This window comes from Actinoalloteichus hoggarensis (assembly GCF_002234535.1).
Taxonomy (GTDB): Bacteria; Actinomycetota; Actinomycetes; order Mycobacteriales; family Pseudonocardiaceae; genus Actinoalloteichus_A; species Actinoalloteichus_A hoggarensis.
Genome location: NZ_CP022521.1, coordinates 324,423 through 344,484, shown reverse-complemented (window position 1 = coordinate 344,484; position 20,062 = coordinate 324,423). Strand labels below are relative to the sequence as shown.

Annotated in this window: 16 protein-coding genes; 2 read left to right on the top strand and 14 right to left on the bottom strand. The window is 71.3% G+C overall.

Annotation, left to right across the window (positions count from 1 at the left end):
- Nucleotides 1–493: 493 nt before the first annotated feature.
- The 11 genes from AHOG_RS01555 to dacB form a co-directional block, all read right to left on the bottom strand.
- On the bottom strand, nucleotides 494–988 hold the full coding sequence (locus AHOG_RS01555; RefSeq protein ID WP_093944056.1) for a DUF3180 domain-containing protein: 495 nt from the start codon (nucleotides 986–988) through the stop codon (nucleotides 494–496).
- A gap of 13 nt (nucleotides 989–1,001) precedes the next feature.
- Nucleotides 1,002–1,538 (bottom strand): 2-amino-4-hydroxy-6-hydroxymethyldihydropteridine diphosphokinase, encoded by a 537-nt coding sequence (gene folK, locus AHOG_RS01550; RefSeq protein WP_093939769.1) that lies wholly within the window; start codon nucleotides 1,536–1,538, stop codon nucleotides 1,002–1,004.
- A complete protein-coding gene (folB, locus tag AHOG_RS01545) occupies nucleotides 1,538–1,921 on the bottom strand; it encodes a dihydroneopterin aldolase (protein WP_093939768.1) in 384 nt (127 codons plus the stop codon). The genes folK and folB overlap by 1 nt, the downstream gene beginning before the upstream one ends.
- Nucleotides 1,918–2,760, bottom strand: coding sequence for a dihydropteroate synthase (gene folP / locus AHOG_RS01540; RefSeq protein ID WP_446471723.1), 843 nt, complete (start codon nucleotides 2,758–2,760; stop codon nucleotides 1,918–1,920). Before folP ends, folB begins: the two co-directional genes overlap by 4 nt.
- A gap of 2 nt (nucleotides 2,761–2,762) precedes the next feature.
- Nucleotides 2,763–3,392 (bottom strand): GTP cyclohydrolase I FolE, encoded by a 630-nt coding sequence (folE, locus tag AHOG_RS01535; RefSeq protein WP_093944054.1) that lies wholly within the window; start codon nucleotides 3,390–3,392, stop codon nucleotides 2,763–2,765.
- Between the two features lie 22 nt (nucleotides 3,393–3,414).
- On the bottom strand, nucleotides 3,415–5,841 hold the full coding sequence (gene ftsH / locus AHOG_RS01530) for an ATP-dependent zinc metalloprotease FtsH (protein WP_093939767.1): 2,427 nt from the start codon (nucleotides 5,839–5,841) through the stop codon (nucleotides 3,415–3,417).
- A 307-nt stretch (nucleotides 5,842–6,148) separates the two neighbouring features.
- On the bottom strand, nucleotides 6,149–6,703 hold the full coding sequence (gene hpt, locus AHOG_RS01525; protein WP_093939766.1) for a hypoxanthine phosphoribosyltransferase: 555 nt from the start codon (nucleotides 6,701–6,703) through the stop codon (nucleotides 6,149–6,151).
- Nucleotides 6,704–6,720: 17 nt separating this feature from the next.
- A complete protein-coding gene (gene tilS, locus AHOG_RS01520) occupies nucleotides 6,721–7,890 on the bottom strand; it encodes a tRNA lysidine(34) synthetase TilS (RefSeq protein ID WP_093939765.1) in 1,170 nt (389 codons plus the stop codon).
- A 244-nt stretch (nucleotides 7,891–8,134) separates the two neighbouring features.
- Nucleotides 8,135–8,338, bottom strand: a complete 204-nt coding sequence (locus tag AHOG_RS01515) for a hypothetical protein (protein WP_157736576.1) — start codon at nucleotides 8,336–8,338, stop codon at nucleotides 8,135–8,137.
- 610 nt (nucleotides 8,339–8,948) lie between these two features.
- Complete coding sequence (locus AHOG_RS01510) at nucleotides 8,949–10,010, bottom strand: zinc-dependent metalloprotease (RefSeq protein WP_093944053.1); 1,062 nt, start codon at nucleotides 10,008–10,010, stop codon at nucleotides 8,949–8,951.
- Between the two features lie 42 nt (nucleotides 10,011–10,052).
- Nucleotides 10,053–11,717: a D-alanyl-D-alanine carboxypeptidase/D-alanyl-D-alanine endopeptidase gene (gene dacB, locus AHOG_RS01505; protein WP_157736575.1), complete on the bottom strand. Its 1,665-nt coding sequence runs from the start codon at nucleotides 11,715–11,717 to the stop codon at nucleotides 10,053–10,055.
- Nucleotides 11,718–12,811: 1,094 nt separating this feature from the next.
- Here dacB and AHOG_RS01495 point away from each other — a divergent pair.
- Nucleotides 12,812–13,330, top strand: coding sequence for an inorganic diphosphatase (locus AHOG_RS01495; RefSeq protein WP_093939761.1), 519 nt, complete (start codon nucleotides 12,812–12,814; stop codon nucleotides 13,328–13,330).
- Nucleotides 13,331–13,447: 117 nt separating this feature from the next.
- Here the strand turns inward: AHOG_RS01495 and AHOG_RS01490 are convergent, their stop codons facing one another.
- From AHOG_RS01490 to AHOG_RS01480, 3 genes are all read right to left on the bottom strand, one after another.
- Nucleotides 13,448–15,250 (bottom strand): MDR family MFS transporter, encoded by a 1,803-nt coding sequence (locus tag AHOG_RS01490; protein WP_093939760.1) that lies wholly within the window; start codon nucleotides 15,248–15,250, stop codon nucleotides 13,448–13,450.
- The gene (locus AHOG_RS01485; RefSeq protein WP_093939759.1) at nucleotides 15,250–15,771 is read right to left on the bottom strand and encodes a MarR family winged helix-turn-helix transcriptional regulator; all 522 of its coding nucleotides are present in this window, start codon (nucleotides 15,769–15,771) and stop codon (nucleotides 15,250–15,252) included. Before AHOG_RS01485 ends, AHOG_RS01490 begins: the two co-directional genes overlap by 1 nt.
- A gap of 282 nt (nucleotides 15,772–16,053) precedes the next feature.
- On the bottom strand, nucleotides 16,054–16,836 hold the full coding sequence (locus tag AHOG_RS01480; RefSeq protein WP_157736574.1) for a S1 family peptidase: 783 nt from the start codon (nucleotides 16,834–16,836) through the stop codon (nucleotides 16,054–16,056).
- Nucleotides 16,837–17,538: 702 nt separating this feature from the next.
- On the opposite strand from AHOG_RS01480, the gene helR reads away from it, so the two are divergent.
- A complete protein-coding gene (gene helR / locus AHOG_RS01475) occupies nucleotides 17,539–19,752 on the top strand; it encodes an RNA polymerase recycling motor ATPase HelR (RefSeq protein ID WP_184451147.1) in 2,214 nt (737 codons plus the stop codon).
- The last annotated feature ends 310 nt before the right edge of the window (nucleotides 19,753–20,062 follow it).

Below are 20,062 nucleotides of genomic sequence, written 5' to 3'. Positions count from 1 at the left end.
GCCGAACTCGCGCCCCGGCGCCGTCGCGGCCTCCACCGGTCCGTTGTGGACCAGCTCAGGCCGTATCAGGCATTCGGCGAAGATCGGGAGTGGACCCCCACGAGGCGATCGTCACGCCGCTAGCGCCCTCGCCGGGGAGACACAGCTCGAGTGCGCGGCCGGGCGCCGCCGACGAGCAGCCGTCGCCGAGCCCGGCGGGGACACGATGTCGGAGCGTCGACGACGCGGTGTGCGACGGGACGATCGACGCAGACCGGGCGCTCGGCTCGCCCGCACCGGCCACGTCGGGCCCGGGCAGCGGGCCGTCGGCGATGGCCCATCGACGCGAAGCCCGGAGGAGTTCCGTCAACAGCGGGCGGTGCGGCGATGCAGGACCCTCGACGACCCGGCCGGCGGAAACCCGTCGACGCCGACCCGGTCGGCGGCCTCCGGCGGCGGGCAGCGCGGCGACGACCGCTGCCCAGGGCGCCCGCCACCGGCCACGATGCCGACGTCAGCCTCGGGCGCCGTTCGTCCGGTCGTCTCCCCAGTCGTCCCTCGGGTCGTCGTCGGAGTCCTCCGGTGTACGGCAGCAGTGCTCCAACCACAGACCCGCTCCGACCGCGGCGGCGGCCGAGAGCACGCCCGCCACCGCCGACCGCATGTCGGCGCCCGCGGCGACCACGGTGCCCACGCGAGGCAGCAGATACCCCGCGACGCCCAGCCAGGCCCCCAGGACCGCCGCGCCCGCCAACGACGTCGCCTTGGCCAACGCCACCGCACGGGCCGCGACCAGCGCATCCACCGGCGGGGCGTTTCGACGACGTCCGATCCGAGCCCGAAGCGAGAAGCCGAACGCCGTCTCGACGGCGGCGAGCACCAGCAGCGGGCTGCCCGCCAACAAGGGCAGCGGCGGCCACGACCCGTACGAGACCTGCACGACCAGGTTGACCAGTAGCCCCACGATGATCGTGGTCGCCGCGAGATCACGCCATCGGGTGAATCTCATCCACGCCCCCTTCTCATCGGCGGCCGGTCTCGCTGCCGCGCTCACCGTCTGCCGCGCTCGTCGACGCGCCGGGCAGCGTCGTCGTCAGGCGACGCACCCCCGACGTGTCCAGTGTCGCCAGCAACGCCGCGATCGGCCCGTGCCCAGGCAGCACCGCGGTGGGCTCCACGTCGCGCCACGGCACCAGGACGCTCGCCCGGTCCGCCGTGCCGGGGTGCGGCAGCAGCAGCTCAGGATCATCGGACCGGACCCCGTCGACGGTCACCACGTCGACGTCCAGCGTGCGCGGCCCCCATCGGGCCTCCCGCACCCGCCCCGACTCGGACTCCAGAGCCTGGCCCCGACGCAGCCAGCCCCAGGCGTCGACGTCGGGGGCCTCGACGATCACCACGGCGTTCAGGAAGTCGGGCTGATCCAGCACACCCCACGGGGCGGTCTCGTAGACCGGCGACACCGCGCGGACGACGGAACCCAGGCCGGTCACCGCGAGCCGCAGCATGGCGAGGCGGTCGCCGAGATTCGAGCCGAGCGAGAGCACCGCGCGGCTCATCAGTCCGCCCGCCCCCTGGCCCCACGCCGCGACCGACGCACCGTCACCGCGACGTCGGCGAAGTCCAGCGGGATGGGCGCGGCCGGCTTGTGCAGCGTCACCTCGACGGCATGCACCCGCGCGTCGGCGAGCACGGAGTCGGCGATCTCGGTGGCGACCGTCTCGATCAGATTCCTCGGTTCACCGCCGACGATCTCCGCCACCCGGCGGGCGAGCAGTCCGTAGTCCACGGTGTCGATCACATCGTCGGTCTGCGCCGCCCGGGCGGTGTCGATCCACACCGTGACGTCGACGACGAACTCCTGGCCGTCCCGGCGTTCATGCTCGAAGACGCCGTGCCTGCCGCTCACCCGCAGCCCGGTCAGCACGATCCGGTCGGTCATTCGCTGCTCCCCTCGTTCCATGCGGCGACCACCTTCACCGCGTCCAGGGAGTTGACCACGTCATGGACCCGGACGCCCCAGGCCCCGGCTCGCGCCGACAGCGCCGCGACGACGGCCCCGGCCACCTCACGGCCGTCGGCGGGCCGGGGACGACCCGAGTCGTCGGCGAGCAGCGTGCCGAGGAACCGCTTGCGCGACGCCCCGATCAAGATCGGCGGTCCCAGGGCACGCAGGTCGTCCAGGCCGCCGAGGAGCCGCCAGTTGTGCGCGCCGGTCTTGGCGAAGCCGAGTCCGGGATCGAGGACGAGGGCCGACTCCGCCACCCCGGCCGCCAGAGCCGCGTCCACTCGATCGGACAGCTCCCGACACACCTCGGCGACGACGTCGTCGTAGACGGCCAGCTCCTGCATCCGCCTGCTGTGGCCGCGCCAGTGCATCAACACCCAGGGCACGTCGAGATCCGCGACCACCGCCGCCATCCGCTCGTCCGCCAGGCCGCCGGACACGTCGTTCACCAGGATCGCGCCCGCGGCCACCGCCGCCGCCGCCACGGCGGAGCGGGTGGTGTCGATACTCACCGGGACCCCCGCCGAGGCCAGCTCCGCGATGACGGGGACCACGCGGTCGCGCTCCACCTCCGCGGGAACCCGGTCCGAGCCGGGCCGGGTGGACTCGCCGCCGACGTCGACCAGATCCGCACCTGCCTGGAACATCTCGACGCCGTGCGCCACCGCCGCGTCCCGGTCCAGGTATCGGCCGCCGTCGGAGAACGAGTCGGGAGTCACGTTGAGTACGCCCATCACCGTGCAGCGGCCGGGGTCCGGAAGCAGCCGATGCACGCCTACTGCCTCCGGATCAGATCGAGGGCCTCGGCACGCGAGGACGGCGAGGAGCGCAGCAGTCCCCGGACGGCGGAGGTGGTCGTGCGTGCACCCGGCTTACGCACCCCGCGCATCGACATGCACAGGTGCTCGGCCTCCATCACCACGATGACGCCGCGCGGGTTGAGCTTGCGCACCAGCGCGTCGGCGACCTGTGAGGTGAGCCGCTCCTGCACCTGCGGACGCCTCGCATAGAGGTCGACCACCCTGGCCAGCTTGGAGAGCCCGGTGACCCGGCCCTCCTTGTTCGGGATGTATCCGACATGGGCCGAGCCGTGGAACGGCAGCAGATGGTGCTCGCAGTAGCTGTAGACCGGGATGTCGCTGACGAGCACCAGCTCGTCGTGCCCCTCGTCGAAGGTCTTGTCCAGCACGGCGTCCGGGTCGGTGAACAGGCCCGCGAACATCTCCTGATAGGCCCTGGCGACCCGGGCGGGAGTCTCCTGGAGGCCCTCGCGATCCGGATCCTCGCCACAGGCCAGCAACAGTTCCCGCACCGCCGCCTCGGCCCGCGCCCTGTCGAACACGGGCCGGGCGGGCGAGCCGGACTCCGACTCGCCCCGCTCCGGTCGGCTGATCAGGTCGGTCATCGCGTCCTCCGCATCGGCGGGGTCAGCGACCACCGCCGTCTCCCCGGTTTTCGTCGCCCTCGGGCGGCGGGCTGCTGTTGTTCAGATCCTCTCGGCTGATCCGTTCCGTGCCGTCAGGCCCGGTGGTCGAGCCGGTCTCGTCCCGGCGTTCCCAGGAGGGCCCGGTCTGACGTTCCCACGACGGAGTCCACGAGCTCGGCGGCCCGGACGGGGAGGTCGCGGGCGTCCATCCGGGCGGTGCGCCGTAGTGCGGCGGGCCGGATCCCACCCCGTTGCCGTTGTGGTTCATCTCCTGGGCGCCCGCGGCGGAGGGCACCGGGTACTGCACGGGGCCGGGATCCTTCTCCGGCTCGGCCGGATGAGGACCGCGCGGTCCCGGGTCGTGCGGCGGCAGCCCGTCGCGGTCGCCGTCCTCACCGGGCGGCCGGTTCCCCGGATGCGCGCCGGGGGGATGGCCGGGCAGGTCGCCGCCACCGGGTGCCGAGCCGACCGGGGACGGAGCCTCCTCGACCAGCGGCGGCCACGGCTCGCCGCGCTCCTTCGCCAGCTCGGCGGGGCTCATGATCGGCGGCTTGTCCGACGGCGTCCGGCCGCCGAAGTCGTTGAACGCGGTGATCCTCGGCCGCTTGGTCACGCCCGCGAAGATCCGCTCGAGGTCACGACGCTGCAGGGTCTCCTTCTCGAGCAGTTCCCGCACCAGGTCGTCCAGGACGTCCCGGTAGGTCCGCAGGATCTCCCACGCCTCGGTGTGCGCGGCCTCGATGAGCGCGCGCACCTCCTTGTCGATCTCGTGCGCGGCCTCCAGCGAGTAGTTCGGCTGGCTGCCCATCGACCGGCCCAGGAACGGGTCGCCCTCGTCCTTGCCGTACTTCACCGCGCCGAGGCGTGCGCTCATGCCGTACTCGGTGACCATCGCCCTGGCGATCTTCGTCGCCTGGTCGATGTCGGAGGACGCGCCGGTGGTCGGCTCGTGGAAGACCAGCTCCTCGGCCGAGCGTCCGCCGAGGGCGAACACCAGCCTGCCGATCATCTCGGAGCGCGTCATCAGCTCCTTGTCGTCCTCGGGGACCACGAGCGCGTGGCCGCCGGTGCGGCCTCGCGGCAGGATCGTCAGCTTGTAGACCGGCTCCAGATCAGGCATCGCCCAGGCCGCGAGCGCGTGACCGCCCTCGTGGTAGGCGACGAGCTTCTTCTCCTTCTCGGAGACCACCCGGCTGCGGCGGGCGGGGCCGCCGACGACCCGGTCGACCGACTCCTCCAACGACGCGCCGTTGATGAGCTGCCCGTTCTGCCGGGCGGTCAGCAGCGCGGCCTCGTTGATGACGTTGGCCAGGTCCGCACCCGACATGCCGACCGTCCGCTTGGCCAGCGAGTCGAGGTCGACGTCGGAGTCGAACGGCTTGCCCTTGGAGTGCACCTTCAGGATCGCCTTGCGACCCGCCATGTCCGGCGCCGCGACCGGGATCTGCCGGTCGAACCGGCCGGGACGCAGCAACGCCGGGTCGAGGATGTCCGGCCGGTTGGTGGCCGCGATCAGGATGATGCCGCCGCGCGAGTCGAAGCCGTCCATCTCGACCAGCAGCTGGTTCAGGGTCTGCTCGCGCTCGTCATGCCCGCCGCCGAGGCCCGCGCCGCGCTGCCTGCCCACCGCGTCGATCTCGTCGACGAAGATGATGCAGGGCGCGTTCTGCTTGGCCTGTTCGAACAGGTCGCGGACTCGCGAGGCGCCGACGCCGACGAACATCTCGACGAAGTCGGAACCGGAGATGGAGTAGAACGGCACGCCCGCCTCCCCCGCGACCGCGCGGGCGAGCAGCGTCTTGCCGGTACCGGGCGGTCCGTAGAGCAGCACGCCCTTCGGAATCTTGGCGCCGAGGGCCTGATACCTGCCGGGGGCCTGCAGGAAGTCCTTGATCTCGTACAGCTCGTCGACGGCCTCCTGCGCACCGGCCACGTCGGAGAAGCTGGTCTGCGGCATGTCCTTGTTGAGCTGCTTGGCCTTGGACTTGCCGAAGTTCATGACCCGGTTTCCGCCGCCCTGGGAGCTGTTCATCATCCACATGAGCAGCAGCAGGAGCAGGCCGAGCGGGATCAGGTAGATCAGTACCTGGAAGAGCAGCGAGTCCTGGGTGACCGTGGTGTCCCAGTCCTCGGGGATGTCGGCGTCGATGAGCGCCTGTGTGAAGTCATCGGTCGCCTGGGCCGGGAACTGGCTGATGAGCTGGGTGTTCCCGTTGAGCGGGTTCTCCAGGGTCAACCGGAGCTGCTGCTCGCGGTCCTCCAGCACGGCCTCGCGGACATTGCCGCTGGTGATCTGTTCCAGGGCCGTGGACGTCGGCACCTGCTCGTACCCGCGGGTGTCGTCGAACAGGGCGCTGAGACCCAGCCACAGCAGCAGGACTGCCATGATCCAGAGCAGCGGATTACGGAGCAGGCGCTTACGGTCCATTCGGCTACGGCCGCCTTTCGGCCTCGACCCTCCATCAGACACATGGGGTGGGCAACCCGCCGACATGACGGGGACCCCGTTCCGACCAGCGTACCGCCCGACGCCTCACCAACTGCGTCCGAGCGGCGGGGGGAGACCACCGACGGCGGACGCCCCGAACGCTGTTCACTCACGGAGGCTCAACGCAGGGCGGCCGGAGAAGTTCCCGATGTCCTCCGGACGAGCGCCGCACGTCACATCGAGGGGTGTCGAGGACGGTCGGCGCGGGTAGCCCCGGACAGCTGCCCGAGGCCCCACGACGGGCGCGTCAGCGGGAGTAGACGCGCGGTTCCAACGTGCCCACGTAGGGCAGGTCTCGGTAGCGCTCGGCGTAGTCGAGGCCGTAGCCCACGACGAACTCGTTCGGGATGTCGTAACCCACGAAGCGCACGGGGACGTCGACCTGGACCGCGTCCGGCTTGCGCAGCAGCGTGCACACCTCCAGCGACCGAGGCGATCGGGAGGCGAGGTTCTTCAGCAGCCACGACAGGGTGAGACCCGAGTCGATGATGTCCTCGACGATGAGCACGTCTCGACCGGTGATGTCGCGGTCGAGGTCCTTGAGGATGCGCACGACCCCCGAGGACGAGGTCCCGGAGCCGTAGGAGCTCACGGCCATGAACTCCAGCTGGGCGGGGATCGGGAGGGCCCGCGCCAGGTCGGTCATGAACATCACCGCGCCCTTGAGAACACCCACCAGCAGGAGGTCGTCCGACCGATCCTCACGCTGATACTCGGCGGCCACCTCGGCGGCCAGCTCGGTGACCTTCTCCTGGATCTGCTGTTCGGTGATCAGCACGGAAGCGATGTCGCCGTCGTACACGGCTCGGCTTCCCCTCTCTACTCAGACGGTGCGGCAGTCGGGCTGTGCGGTCCGGCCGGTGACGGGAGCCGATCGCCGCCGTGACGTCGATCGGGCTTCCGAAGGGCAAGCCTGCCATGCGCCCGCGCGGCCACCAACCCGCCGGTCAGCCACACGCCGCCCTGGCCACGCCACCGGGAGACCAGCTCGTCGACGGCTAGCAGCTGCCCGGAGGACAGGTCTCGGACGCCCTCACCTCGAAGCCAGGAACGGAGCACCCGCGTCCGGACGGCCGCAGGCAGTGCCGCCAACGCACTCGCACCCAGTTCGTCGACGTGACACTCGTCACGGGCCTCGGCCAGTGCGGCATCCGCCCAGGCGTCGAGCGCCGCGAGGTCGTCCCGCAGCTGCTCGGCGGTCCGGGCCAGTGCCGCGGCCACCCCGCCGTGGAGCACCTCCTCCAGCAGCGGCAGGACCTCGTGACGCAGGCGGACCCGCGTGAAGCGCGCCTCGGCGTTATGGGGGTCCCGCCAGGGCCGGACGTCCAACGCGGCGCAGGCGGCCTCGGTGGTCGCTCGGGTGCACTGCAACAGCGGACGTGCCCAGGGCGGGTCCAGCCGCCGCATCCCGGCGATGGACCTCGGTCCGGAGCCTCGGCCGAGCCCGAGGAGCACCGTCTCGGCCTGATCGTCGCGGGTGTGACCGAGCAGGATCAGCTGGTCGGGGTGGGTTCGCGCCGCCCTCAGCGCCTCATAGCGGGCCCGACGGGCGGCGGCCTCCGGGCCGCCTGCGCCCGAGACTGTGACGTCGAGCACGTGGACCTCCGCGCAGCCGAGGGCGGCGAGCTGCCGGCCCGCCGCCGCGGCGACCGCCGCGGAGTCCGCCTGGAGCCGGTGATCGACCACGAGGCCGTGCACGGCGAGGCCGAAGCGCCGGGCCGCCTGCACCGTCGCTCCCGCCAAGGCCAGCGAGTCGGCTCCACCGGAACAGGCGACGCCGAGCACCCCGGCCTGTCGCGCCCTCTCCGGCGCCTGTTCCAGCAGCCTGCGCACGGCGAGCCGGACCTCGTCCAGCGCCGCACCGGGCTCGTGTCCACGGGGGGCGACGGAATCGGCGAGGCCTGCCCGCCTGCCGGCGTCGGCCTCGGGCACGGCAGGAACGGGCTCGACGGGCTCCGGCGCGACGTCGGACGGCGAATCGGCGGTCATGCCGGTGACTATTCCCGCGTTCGCGCGCTCCCGTGAAACCCGCGATCCGGACCGCAGTCGCCCGCCGCGATCACCATAGGTGCCGGATCACACACGGCGCGGAGTCGTCGGATCCAAGGGGGAGCGGCGTGTATACGAGAGGGAACGCCTCGGGGAGACGGCCGCGGTCCGCGATCCGTGCGGCCGGAAACGATCGCACGGGACCGGGCAGGGAGAGGAATGACTCTCCTGGTCGGCTCTCACCTCATTCAGGACGACGAGAAGAAGGAAGATCGAGCCTGACCACGGGAACGTACCGGAGCTGGGCTGCCGGCCGCTCGGGATCACGGTCGATGACGACATCCACGACGACCGGCCGATCGACGAGCCGATCGAGGATTTCGAGGTCTCCGCGCCCGATCTGGCCTCCGCACTCGAAGAACGGGATGGAGGAGGCCCGTTCCGCCACCGAGGTGAACGCACTCACGCGAGGCCTGACGGCCGAGGACGATCGATACCCACCGTGAGTCTCCGAGGAGGAGAGAGCTCGTCACCGTGACCTACGACCATCCACCACTGAACACCTGATACGGGCCGGTGGAATTCACGAGACTTCTGCCGAGACCACCTGCGGAAGACAGGCGGACTACGTCTTGAATCCGCGTCACAGAAGAATCCCTCGGCCTATGAGTTCCCCTGATCGCAGGCAGGCCTGGACTTCGCGCCGGTCGAGCATCCGGCATGGACCTCCGATTCTCGACCCGAGCGGGAGATCACGGCGTGGCACCTCCGATCAGAGACCCGGCATGGACCTGATGCCGCAGGCTCGGGAGGACCTCCTGGACTCCTGAGGTCGGCAGGCCGAGATCTCGCCCGGCTCCTCGGCGTGGAGTTCTCCGACCGGCGCGGGTGACATACCGGCTGCCCGGCGACCATGCTGTTCACGATGCCCGAGCCGGACGACCGACCACGTGATCAAGTCGACGACCGCGAACGCGGAGTGATCCGATCGCGGGCCCGCTCCTCGGCGACGGGGCGGGCCACCGGGCGAGGCGCCTGATCTCCCACGCCGAATTCCCTCAGCCGTGAACCCGCTCCAACCAGGCCGCGGGTTCGCTGATCTCGGCCCGGCTCGGCAGCGTCTCCGGCGAACGCCACACCTCGTTGAAGCCTGCCATTCCGACCGCGTCGACGACCTGTCGAGTGAACCGGGCGCCGTCGGCGTACTGCCGGACCTTCGCGTCCACACCGAGGACGACGCGCAGCACGCGATCGAGGACCCCGCCGCCCCGACGCCGGGCGGTGAATCGCGTTCGGATCTTGGCGACCGACGGCACGATCGCCGGGCCCGCCGCGTCCATCACATGATCCGCGTGTCCCTCCAACAGGGTCGACAGCGCGATCAGCCGGTCCAGCCGTACGCGCTGCTCCGGCGACTGCAACAGCTCGACCAGCGTGACCGACTCGCCGTCGGCTCCCCGACGGCGAGCGGAACGGACCAGTTCGGGCAGGCGCGTCACGATGTGCGAGACGGTGTCGTCCATCGAGCCGAGCAGCCCGCCGACCTCGGCCGCGAAGTGGCCACGCAGCCAGGGCACCGCGGTGAACTGCAGGCGGTGCGTCGCCTCGTGCAGACAGACCCACATCTCGAAGTCCTCGGCCGAGACGTCGAGCGCCTGTCGAGCGGCCACGATGTTCGGCGCCACCAGCAACAGCCTGCCCGTACGGTCGGCGCCGCCGAACGGGTCGTACTGCCCGAGCACCCTGCTGCCGAGGTAGGCGAGCACCATGCCCGTCTGGACGCCCGCGGTCCCCGCCGCGACGCCGGAGAAGATCCCGGCCGAGTCGTCGTCCGGCATCGCGTCGTCCATGAGCGTGGCGAGGCCGACCACGGCGGCCTGCGCCCAGCCCGGCCGGTCGACGACCTCGCCACTGAGCAGCGGCAGCTCGGCGCCGAGACCGGTGACGTCACGGACGTGCGTCTCGGCGCTGACGCTGAAGTCGCGCAGCCTGGCCACCGTGGCCTCGGCCTCCGGCAGCGGCAGCACCGGACCCGGTCGCATCAGACGTTGGGCGGTCGACGCCGCCACACTCCATGCGACCGGAACCCGGTCGACTCCTGCTTCCGGCTCCCGCACCATCGACTCGGCCTTCACCGTGCCGACGCTACCGAACGATCGCGCTCATCGGCATCCGCACTCGCGCAGCGCCGAGGCGACGGCGTCCAACGCGGGCCTGCCCTGTTCCCGGCTCGTCCCGCTGGAGAGCAGGGCGAAGACCAGCAGCTTGCCCTCCTGATCCGTCACCACGCCTGCCAGCGTGTTCACACTGCTCAGCGTTCCAGTCTTGGCCTGCACCCAGCCTCGGCCCGCCTCGGTCTGAAAGCGATCGGCGAGCGTGCCGCTGGCCGCCGCGACCGGAAGTCCGGTCAGCATCGGACGCAACGCGGCGGACCTGGCCTGATCCGATTCGTCGATCGGATGAACGGTGGCGGACAGGACGTCCCCGAGCAGATTCGGGGTGATCCGGTTGTCCCGGCTCAGCCCGCTGGCGTCGAACAGGGTGAGCTGCGAGACGTCGAAGCCGTTCTCGGCCAGGACCATGGTGATGGCCGCCGCCGCGCCCTCGTACGTGGGCTCCTCCCCTACCTCCAGGGCCAATTCTCTGGCCAGCATCTCCGCCGCGACGTTGTCCGACATCAACATCATGGCCTCGACGACGTCCACCAGCGGTGGCGAACGCACCTCGCCCAGCACGGCGGCGTCGGCGGGAGCCGGTGCCTCGGCCACCGAGACGGCGGCACCGCCGCCCAGCGCTTCGGCCAGCGCCTCGCCCGCGGCCCGCGCGGGCGAGCCCAGACGCACGGACGGTTCGACGAGCGGATCGGATCGCCCGCCGTCCAGGAGCAACGGTTCGACGAAGCCGCCGTAGGTCGACGGCGCGTCCGCGTCGTCCCAGCCCGATGCACGGAGGGGACCTGAATACCGGCTGACGTCCACCAGCACCTCGGTGATCGGCTCCCCTCCCGCGGCCTCCAGCACCTGGGCCGCCAGATCGGCGATGCGGGCGGGCTCAGGCGAGTAGAGCGTGGTGGTGCCGTCCGGCGTCGCCGTGAGCGCCGGATCGCCGCCGCCGACGAGGATCACCGTCCCCGGCTCCGTCCCGGCGACGACGGTCGTGTCGAAGGTGTGATCGGCGGGCAGGGCCAGCAGGACCGCCGCCGAGGTGAGGATCTTGGTGGTCGACGCGGGGACGGCAGGCTCCTGCGCCGAGGCCGACCAGAGGGCCTGTCCGGAGGCCGGGTCGACGACGACGCCGTGCAGCGTCCCGACGCCCGCCGCACCGACCGACGGGGCGAGCGCGGCGGTCAGCCCCTCCGCGGTGGGGCCGGTCGCCGCCGGGTCCACCCCGTGTAGCACGCGCTCCGCGACGAACGGGGCGGGCGGCGGAGAGGTGGGCGCGACTGCGGGGCCGCCGAGGCCGAAGACCCGGCCCACCGGTTCGATGGTGAAGACCGAGGTCACCCCGAGTGCCACGACGGCGGCGGCCGCCAGCGCGCCGATGAGCAGACCGCGACGGCGCCGAGGCGGCTCGTCCGCACCGTCCGACCGCTCGGGCGCGGCATCCTCGGGCGGCGAGCCGCCCCCGAGGTCCTCGCCGGTCGCGTCGTCCGGCGCGCTGCCGACCCCGGCCCGCGTCTCGGCAGGCTCGAATCGGGTGCCCTGCGAACGTGGGGACAGCTCTCCCGGCAGCGCCGTCCCGGGCTGGTGCAGTGCCACGGTCTCCCGGTCGTCCACCTGCGCGGGCCTCTCGCGCGCCACGCCCTCCGGGTCGAGTACGCCCGACATGCTCGGCCGCCCCACCGCCACCTGCGGACCGGACGGCGGCCCGGGGTCTCCCAGCCGGCCCACGAGGTCCGACCTGCCGGGCGGCACCGGTCGTCCCGCCTGCCCATGCTGTGGTCGGTCCTGCAGCGGCGGACCAGGCCGGGGCGGCTGTCCCCGGTGCGGCGGTCGCCGCATCTGCGGCGACGAGGGACCACCGCCGTCCTGTCCCGCAGGGTGCCCCGGACCGTCCTGCCCCTGCTGATCCGGGTGCCGCCGCACATGCGTCTGCGGCACGGGCGGCGGCCTGCGCGGCCCGGACGGCCGCTGCTCGGCGGGCTGGTGAGGTCGGCCCCCGTGCTGACCGGCCGCGGCGTCCGGTGCGGCGGGGGCACCCGACTGCCGGTCCGACGCCTCGGAGCCGCCGACCGCGTCGGACCCGCGCATCGAACCCGGCCGTTCTCGAGCGCGGCCGGGTGGCTGTCGAGCGGGGTCCTGTCCGGATGCGAACGCCGCGCCGCCTGCGGCGCCCTTCGCGGCGTCCGGACGCTCCTGCGGCCGACGCGCGGTACGCACCGACTCCTGCCGCGCCTGACCTGGGCTGACGGGCGAGGACCCCGCCTGCCTGCTCTGGTCCTGCCGCCGCACCCCCTGCTGTCCGGGAGCCTGCTGCTGCCTCGGCGCCTGCCGACCGGCAGTCTGCCCGCCAGGTGACTGCCCACCCTGCTCCCACTGTGACGAACGTCTCTCCAGACCGTCGCCCTGCGTCGCCCGATGCGGCGACGACCCCGTGTCCCTCGGTGGAGACGGCGGGTGCGATGCCCCGGTTCGCTCGGGCGATCCCGACGGCTCGTGACGCCGAGGGACGGCTGGCCCGTGCTGCGGGGGGTGTCCGGCTTCGGACACGCGACCTCCTATGGCCGTCGGTTCTGGTGTTGCCACGGCGAGTATGGGGATGGATTTCACATGCCCGACGAGGGCTTCCGATGCGACTCCGTCGGGTCTCGTCCTTCAGACTAAGGGCCTGGGGTGACCGCAGGCCCGAGAACTGTGGATCACACGACGTAGATGCAACCCCAGGGTCGATGCAAGCCAGCGAAGACATTGCGAGGAACCGAGTGGAGTTCGACGTCACCATCGAGATCCCCAAAGGGGCGCGGAACAAGTACGAGATGGATCACGAGACCGGCCGAATCCGCCTCGATCGCACGCTCTTCACGGCGACTCAGTATCCCGCCGACTACGGCTTCATCGAGCAGACGCTCGGTGAGGACGGCGACCCGCTCGACGCGTTGGTCATCGTCCAGGAGCCGACCTTCCCCGGCTGCCTGATCCGGTCCCGCGCGATCGGCATGTTCCGTATGCGGGACGAGAAGGGCGGCGACGACAAGGTGCTGTGCGTCCCCGCCGAGGACCCCCGATCCGAGCACCTCCGCGATATCCACCACCTCGCGGAGTTCTACCGGATGGAGATCCAGCACTTCTTCAGCGTCTACAAGGAGCTGGAGCCCGGCAAGAGCGTCGAAGGCGCCACCTGGGTCGGCCGCACCGAGGCGGAGCTGGAGATCAAGCGCTCGTACCAGCGAGCGATCGACACCGGCTACTACGAGGGCAAGCACGAGGCACCGAAGCTCTGACACCGACGAGCATGACGGCGGCCCCCGAAGGAATCTCGGGGGCCGCCGTCGTAGCGCGGGTCGCCGTTCAAGGGGCGCCGTTCGCGGAACCATGCCCCCTGCGGTATCGGTACCGGATCAGTCCCGGGTCGTTCCCGCGTCGGTCCTCACCGTGGCTTGGAGGTCCGACGTCGCGGGAGTCCGGCCGTCCTCCGTCGTCGCCCCGTCCGAGTCCGCCCTCGGCTCGCCCTCGGCGAGTCGCGCGACGCGCTCGGCCTCGGCCCGCTCCGCCTGAATACGCTGGATGCCGGACTGATTGCCCAGTTCGACGTCGGGTACGAACCAGCTGAGCAGGAACGCGGCGAGCATCACCAGACCGCCCACCAGGAACACCGTGCTCATGGCGCTCGCGAAGCCGTCGAGCACCGGGGCGGCCAGCCTCGGGTCGATGGCGCCGAGGAAGGACGTGTCGTTCAGATCCAGCGCGCCCGCGCCGCCCTGCACGCTCTGAACGAACTCCCGGTTGGCCGGGTCGGCCAGCACCTGTGGGTCCTGAAGCGCCGAGGTGAACGCGGGGTCGTTCGCCGACGCGGAGAAGGCGTCGGCGATCCGGCCCCCGAGCACCGAGAACAGGATCGACAGGAAGATCGCCGTCCCCGCCGTGCCACCGGTCTGCCGGAAGAAGGTCACCGCCGCGGTCGCCGAGCCGTTGTCCGCGGGCGGCGCGTCGTTCTGCACCAGCAGCGTCAACGTCTGCATCGACAGACCGAGTCCGACCCCGAAAAGGATCATCAACGCGCCCAGCAGGACCAGTGACGTGTCGGCGTCGATGGTGGCGAACAGCAGCAGGGCCGCGGCCATCACCCCGGCGCCGAGCACGGGGAACACCTTGATCCGCCCCGTCCTGGCGATCAGTCTGCCCACCACCAGCGTGGCGGTCATGATCCCGAAGGTCAGCGGAAGCATCAGCAGACCCGCGTCGGTCGGCGACTGTCCCTTGACGATCTGCAGATACAGCGGAAGCGAGATCATGCCGCCGAACATCCCGACGCCGACCACGAAGCTGAGCAGGTTGCCGAGTCGGAACGTGCCGCTACGGAAGAGTCTGGGCGGCAGCAGTGCCTCATCGCCCATCCGTCGCTCCACCAGCACGAACGCCACGATGCCGACGGCGCCGATCGCATACAGCAGCAGCGAGATCCCCGCTCCCCAGCCCCATTCGCGGCCCTGTTCGGCCACGATCAGCAAGGGCACCAACGCCAGGACCAACGCGGCGGCACCCCAGTAGTCGATGCGATGGTCGACCCGGTTGTGCGGCAGGTTCAACACCTTGGCCACCACCACCAGCGCGATGAGGGCGATCGGGACGTTGACCAGGAACACCCACCGCCAGCCCGCGATGCCCAGCAGGCTCTCCTGGCCGGCGAAGAAGCCGCCGACCACCGGTCCGAGGACGCTGGACACGCCGAAGACCGCGAGGATGTAGCCCTGATAGCGCGCCCGCTGTCTCGGCGCCACCATGTCGGCGATGATCGTCATCGCCAGCGACATCAGACCGCCCGCGCCTAGGCCCTGCACGGCGCGATACGCGGCCAGTTCGTAGATCGACTGTGCCAGCCCGCACAGCACCGACCCGATCAGGAACAGTCCGATGGCGGTGAGGTAGAGCGGTTTGCGCCCGTAGATGTCGGAGAGCTTGCCGTACAGCGGCGTGGTGATCGTGGCGGTGATCAGGTAGGCCGTGGTGGCCCAGGCCTGCGCCGTCTGTCCGTGAAGTTCGTCGGCGATGACCCGCATCGCCGAGGCGACGATGGTCTGGTCGAGGGCGGCCAGGAACATGCCCATCATCAGCCCGGAGAGCACGGTGAGAATCTGCCGGTGCGTGAGCCCCCCGTCACCGGACTTGGCAGCCTGCCCCGGCGGGGCGAGTGCCTCTGACATCAGGATTCCCCTTCATGACGAGCCTTGGCGACGGACTCGACGTAGGCGGGCAGCCGGGTCTCCAGGCTGTCCGCGAGTCGGGCCAGCAGGCGAGCCAGCTCGTGCCGGTCCCCCGACGGCCAGTCCGCGATCACGTGATCGAGCAGGTCCCGACGGGCGGCCCGATGCAGGGCGAGCACCGACCGTCCCCGCTCGGTGATCACGAGGAGACTGGCGCGGCCGTCCTCCGGATCGGCGCTGCGCTCCACCAACCCCGCCTTGACCAGCGTGGCGACCTGCCTGCTGATCGTGGACGGGTCGAGAAGCAGCGCCTCGGCCACGGCACCTGACCGGCGCGGCCCCTTCTCCAGGTGGAAGAGGACCAGGTAGGTGGCCTTCTCCCAGCCGGGGGGCGCGCCGAGACGCCCGGTCTGCGCCAGCGCGCAGTTGGACATCCGGACCACGCGGGCGATCGCCTGACCGACGATCTCCACCTCATCGATTCCGGCTGTACCTGCCTGCGCCGCCGCAGGGGCGTCCATGGAACTCTCCTGTTGCTTGCGTCCGCCAACTAGTTGTATGACGCAAGCTTCCGCTCAGCAGAGTCCTGACTTCAACCGAATAAGGTATGACGCCGCTCTCAATGCGAGGGGTGGCCGAGACGCTACGGCACGGGAGGGGACCCGGCCCGAGTTCCGCCGGTCCGCGCCTCCCCCGAACTCCGCCGAACAGAGTCGGGTGTTCCACCTCCGGGGCCACCGATCACCCGGCGGGGCTGCGTAGCGACGCCCCGGTGCGCGGCCGTCACCCGCACGACCGACCCGTCAGCCGGTGACGACGTCCCTGATCCAACGCTGGTAGGTCGCCGTGCCGGTGTAGATCAGTCCCAACTCACCGCACACCGACGAGCCGCCTCGGCTGTCCAGCCCCACCAGTTCCCAGCCGCCCGCCAGCCGCCGCTGGATCGCCGGACCACCGGAGTCGCCGTAGCAGGAGGTGGCCTGGTTCGTCACGTCGATGCACAGCTCGCTGACGCTGTGGATCGAAGCGCGCGAGCACATGGCGTCGAAGGCCACGGTGCGGTCCACCTCACGCAGCATCCTCGGGTACTCCCACGAGCACTCATAGGTGTTGCAGGTCTTGCCCCAGCCGAGCAGTCGGACGGAGTCGCCGAAGGCGGGCGGGGAACTCGCGACGGCGATCGGCGCGGCCGAGACGGGCCGTTCCAGGCGCAGCAGGGCGATGTCGCCGTGCAGCCCGTCCCAGTCGGGATGAGCGACCGTCTCCACCACTCTGAGGTATTCACCGCCCGCGCTCCGGTCGTTGGAGCCGACCCGGGCGGTGTAGGAGCCGAGGTCGCCCTGCAGGCAGTGGGCCGTGGTGAGCACCCACCGAGGATCGACGAGCGCACCGCCGCACCAGTGCTCACGCCCCTCCGCAGGGCGCTGGATGGACACCATGAAGGGATACTTCTCCGCCGACTGGACACCACCGACGATGCGCGGTGCCGTCCGAGGAGCCGCTGCCGCGCCGCCCGCGCCCGCCAGGGCAGTGGCACCCACGACCACTGCGGCCAGCACGGCGCCCAGGATTCGCGGCATCCGCATCGCTTCACTCCTCTGTACGGGTCTTCCGCTCGATGACTCGCTGATCTTGCGCAACGACACGCAGATACCCCGCCGACACACCGTGGCACTCACCCTTATCGGTGAAGAATGACCTTCTTTCGAGCGATTCCGCAGCTCCACTCGACGGGGCCGACGAGAACGTTCTCCGCCACGGTCACCATGCACCGACTCGGCGACGCATCGCCACGGCGTGAGCATCGGTCATCGCCGACGACCGCCGGTCGCCGCACCGGCCAGTGAGGCGGCTCAGGACGGGGCCGAGACTCAGCGCAGCGGCGAGACACCGGGGCACCGCCGACTTACCTGAGCAGCGTCACGCCATGGCCCGACTGACGCGGCGGTAGGCGCGCCGTCACCCGACGAGGAGAAGAACGACCGATGAGACGCGGTAGGCGATGTTCACGGCCGAATTCGGATCGGCGACACCCGGCGAGGCGGAGACAGAAGGACATCGCCTCTTTCCATTGTCAATATATAGCGCACCCCGGGGCTTGCGGCAAGGCCCCGGACATGCTGCACAATCGCCCGTCGACGCCGCCTGCCAGGGCAGACGTCCCGAAATCCGTTGTGCGCGTGCACGTGACCGTGCGCCCGAGAGACCGCACCGCGGGAAGCGGTTCGGCAGGCGGTATCGCCGGTCGAATACCGAACATCGAAGTCAGCATTCGCTATGGGGGAGACGTGTCAGCTCAAGGTCATGAACGAGAGTTGCGAGCCGAGCAGGATCACGTGGCCGGGCTCTACGCACGACTCGACGCCGAGCGCGCACGCATGAAGGGCGCCTACGCGGCGGCGCTGCGGGGGCACGGCGGGGCACCCGTGGAGCGAGACGTCGAAGTGCGCGCGCTGGCCGCCGAGGTGCGACGACTGCGCGTGGCGGACGACGGACTGTGCTTCGGCCGGCTCGACACCCGATCTGGTGATCAGCACTACATCGGACGGATCGGCATCTTCGACGCGGCGAACGAGTACGAACCGCTGCTGCTGGACTGGCGGGCGCCGGCCGCCCGCCCCTTCTACGTCGCGACCGCGGCGAACCCCGAAGGCATGCGGCGCCGACGGCGGTTCCATCCCCGAGGGCGGCAGGTCGTCGACTTCACCGACGAGGTCCTCGGCAGGCCGGGAGCCGGTGAGCGCGGCGACGCGGCCCTCCTCGCCGCCGTCGACGCCCCGCGCGGCGACGGAATGCGCGACATCGTGGCCACCGTCCAGGCCGAGCAGGACGAGATCATCCGACTCGACCACCCCGGGGTGCTGGTCATCGAGGGCGGCCCCGGCACCGGCAAGACGGTGGTGGCCCTGCACCGCGTCGCATACCTGCTCTACACCCGGCGGGAGCGGATGGAGCGGCACGGCGTGCTCGTCGTCGGCCCCAATCCGACGTTCCTCGACCACATCAGCCGTGTCCTGCCGTCACTGGGCGAGTCCAACGTGGTGTTCATGACCACCGGCGACCTCCTGCCGGGGCTGCGCGTCACCGCCGAGGACGCCCCCGAGGCGGCCCGACTCAAGGGCTCCCTCTCGATCCTGGACGTGCTCGCCGCGGCGATCGCCGATCGGCGCCGCCTGCCCGACCGGTCCGTGCCGATCCGACTCGCGGGCGTCACGGTGCGGCTGGACCCCGACATCGCGGCCTGGGGCGCGGAGGACGCGCTGGCGAGCGGGCTGCCGCACAACGAGGCACGCGCCGTGTTCGCCGAGACCCTCACCTGGGCGCTCACCGAACGCGCCATCGTGCGGATCGGCCGAGGCTGGCTCACCAGGGACGATCGCGCGGCCTGGGAACGGCTGCGGTCGGAACTGCGACGAGAGCTGGCCGCGGACGACGTCTTCACCGCGACACTGGACGAACTCTGGCCGCTGCTGACCCCGCAGGCACTGCTGAGCTCGCTCTACGAGTCTCCGGACCGGCTGCGCGCCGCGGGAGCAGATCCGGCGTTGTGGCGGGCCGACGGCGATGCCTGGACGGTGTCGGACGTGCCGCTGCTCGACGAACTCGTGGAGCTGCTCGGGCGGGACGAGGCCGCCGACCGGGCCGCGCGACAGGCCGCGGAACAGCGGCGCCGCGCCGAGGCCGAGTATGCCTCTGGCGTACTGGACACCCTGGTCGGCCGCGCGGACTCGATGGACGACGAGGACCACCTGTATGCCACGGACCTGCTCCACGGCGAAGACCTCGCCGATCGGTTCGTCGAGCGTGACGGTCGGGAACTCGCCGAACGCGCCGCCGCCGATCGGGACTGGACCTACCGGCATGTCGTCGTCGACGAGGCACAGGAGCTGTCCGAAATGGACTGGCGAGTGCTGATGCGGCGCTGCCCGGACCGGTCCTTCACCGCGGTCGGTGATCTCGCACAGCGTCGCTCGGCGGCAGGCGCGACGTCCTGGGCCCGGATGCTGGAGCCGTACGTCCCCGGCCGTTGGCTCCACCGCTCGCTGTCGGTGAACTACCGCACTCCGGCGGAGATCATGACCGTCGCGGCCGCCCTGCTCGCCGAGTTCGCACCGGAGGCCCGTCCGCCGGAGTCGGTGCGTGCCTGCGGCGTCGAACCGTGGGCCAGGCAGGTCACCGAGGAGGAGCTCCCCGCCGCCGTCGAGGAGTTCGTCCGGGACGAAGCGGGCCGGGCAGGCACCAGCGTCGTGATCGGACCGCCGGGGATGCCCGGCACGATGACGGCGGCGGAGACCAAGGGGCTGGAGTTCGACGCCGTCCTGATCGTCGAGCCCGCGCACATCCTCGATCACGGCCCCCGAGGAGCCGCCGAGTTGTACGTGGCGCTCACCCGTGCCACCCAGCGCCTCGGCATCCTGCATCTGCGCCCGCTGCCGCCGGTCCTGGCGCGCATCGGTGCGACCCGGCAGCCCGACCGAGCCGCACAGGCGCGCCTGGTGTGACGCCTGCCGCGGTCGTCGCCGTTCCAGCACGGGCGTCACCTCGATCGAGCCGCCGTCCGCCGGGCAGGCCTCCCACCGAGCCCGCTTCGGCGTGGTCGGCACCGGTCGCGCGGTCGGCGCCCACTCCAGGATGACGTCGCGACTCGGCGTCACGGAGCCCCACAGCAGGGCGATCGGCGGCGCGGCGGGCGGATCGGCACCGGCCTGGCCTCGGCCTCATTGACCCGGGTCGCGACGCCGCAGCCGGACACCGACTTCTTCGCAACGCTCGCGCCGGCCGGGCCCCGTCCTCGATCGCCACCGCCGAACT

Excerpts from the sequence above, each read along its gene's own strand:
- AHOG_RS01555 (WP_093944056.1), bottom strand. The coding sequence starts at position 988 with ATGAGATTCACCCGATGGCGTGATCTCGCGGCGACCACGATCATCGTG.
- folK (WP_093939769.1), bottom strand. The coding sequence starts at position 1,538 with ATGAGCCGCGCGGTGCTCTCGCTCGGCTCGAATCTCGGCGACCGCCTC.
- folB (WP_093939768.1), bottom strand. The coding sequence starts at position 1,921 with ATGACCGACCGGATCGTGCTGACCGGGCTGCGGGTGAGCGGCAGGCAC.
- folE (WP_093944054.1), bottom strand. The coding sequence starts at position 3,392 with ATGACCGACCTGATCAGCCGACCGGAGCGGGGCGAGTCGGAGTCCGGC.
- ftsH (WP_093939767.1), bottom strand. The coding sequence starts at position 5,841 with ATGGACCGTAAGCGCCTGCTCCGTAATCCGCTGCTCTGGATCATGGCA.
- tilS (WP_093939765.1), bottom strand. The coding sequence starts at position 7,890 with ATGACCGCCGATTCGCCGTCCGACGTCGCGCCGGAGCCCGTCGAGCCC.
- AHOG_RS01510 (WP_093944053.1), bottom strand. The coding sequence starts at position 10,010 with ATGGTGCGGGAGCCGGAAGCAGGAGTCGACCGGGTTCCGGTCGCATGG.
- dacB (WP_157736575.1), bottom strand. The coding sequence starts at position 11,717 with ATGTCGGGCGTACTCGACCCGGAGGGCGTGGCGCGCGAGAGGCCCGCG.
- AHOG_RS01490 (WP_093939760.1), bottom strand. The coding sequence starts at position 15,250 with ATGTCAGAGGCACTCGCCCCGCCGGGGCAGGCTGCCAAGTCCGGTGAC.
- AHOG_RS01485 (WP_093939759.1), bottom strand. The coding sequence starts at position 15,771 with ATGGACGCCCCTGCGGCGGCGCAGGCAGGTACAGCCGGAATCGATGAG.
- AHOG_RS01480 (WP_157736574.1), bottom strand. The coding sequence starts at position 16,836 with ATGCGGATGCCGCGAATCCTGGGCGCCGTGCTGGCCGCAGTGGTCGTG.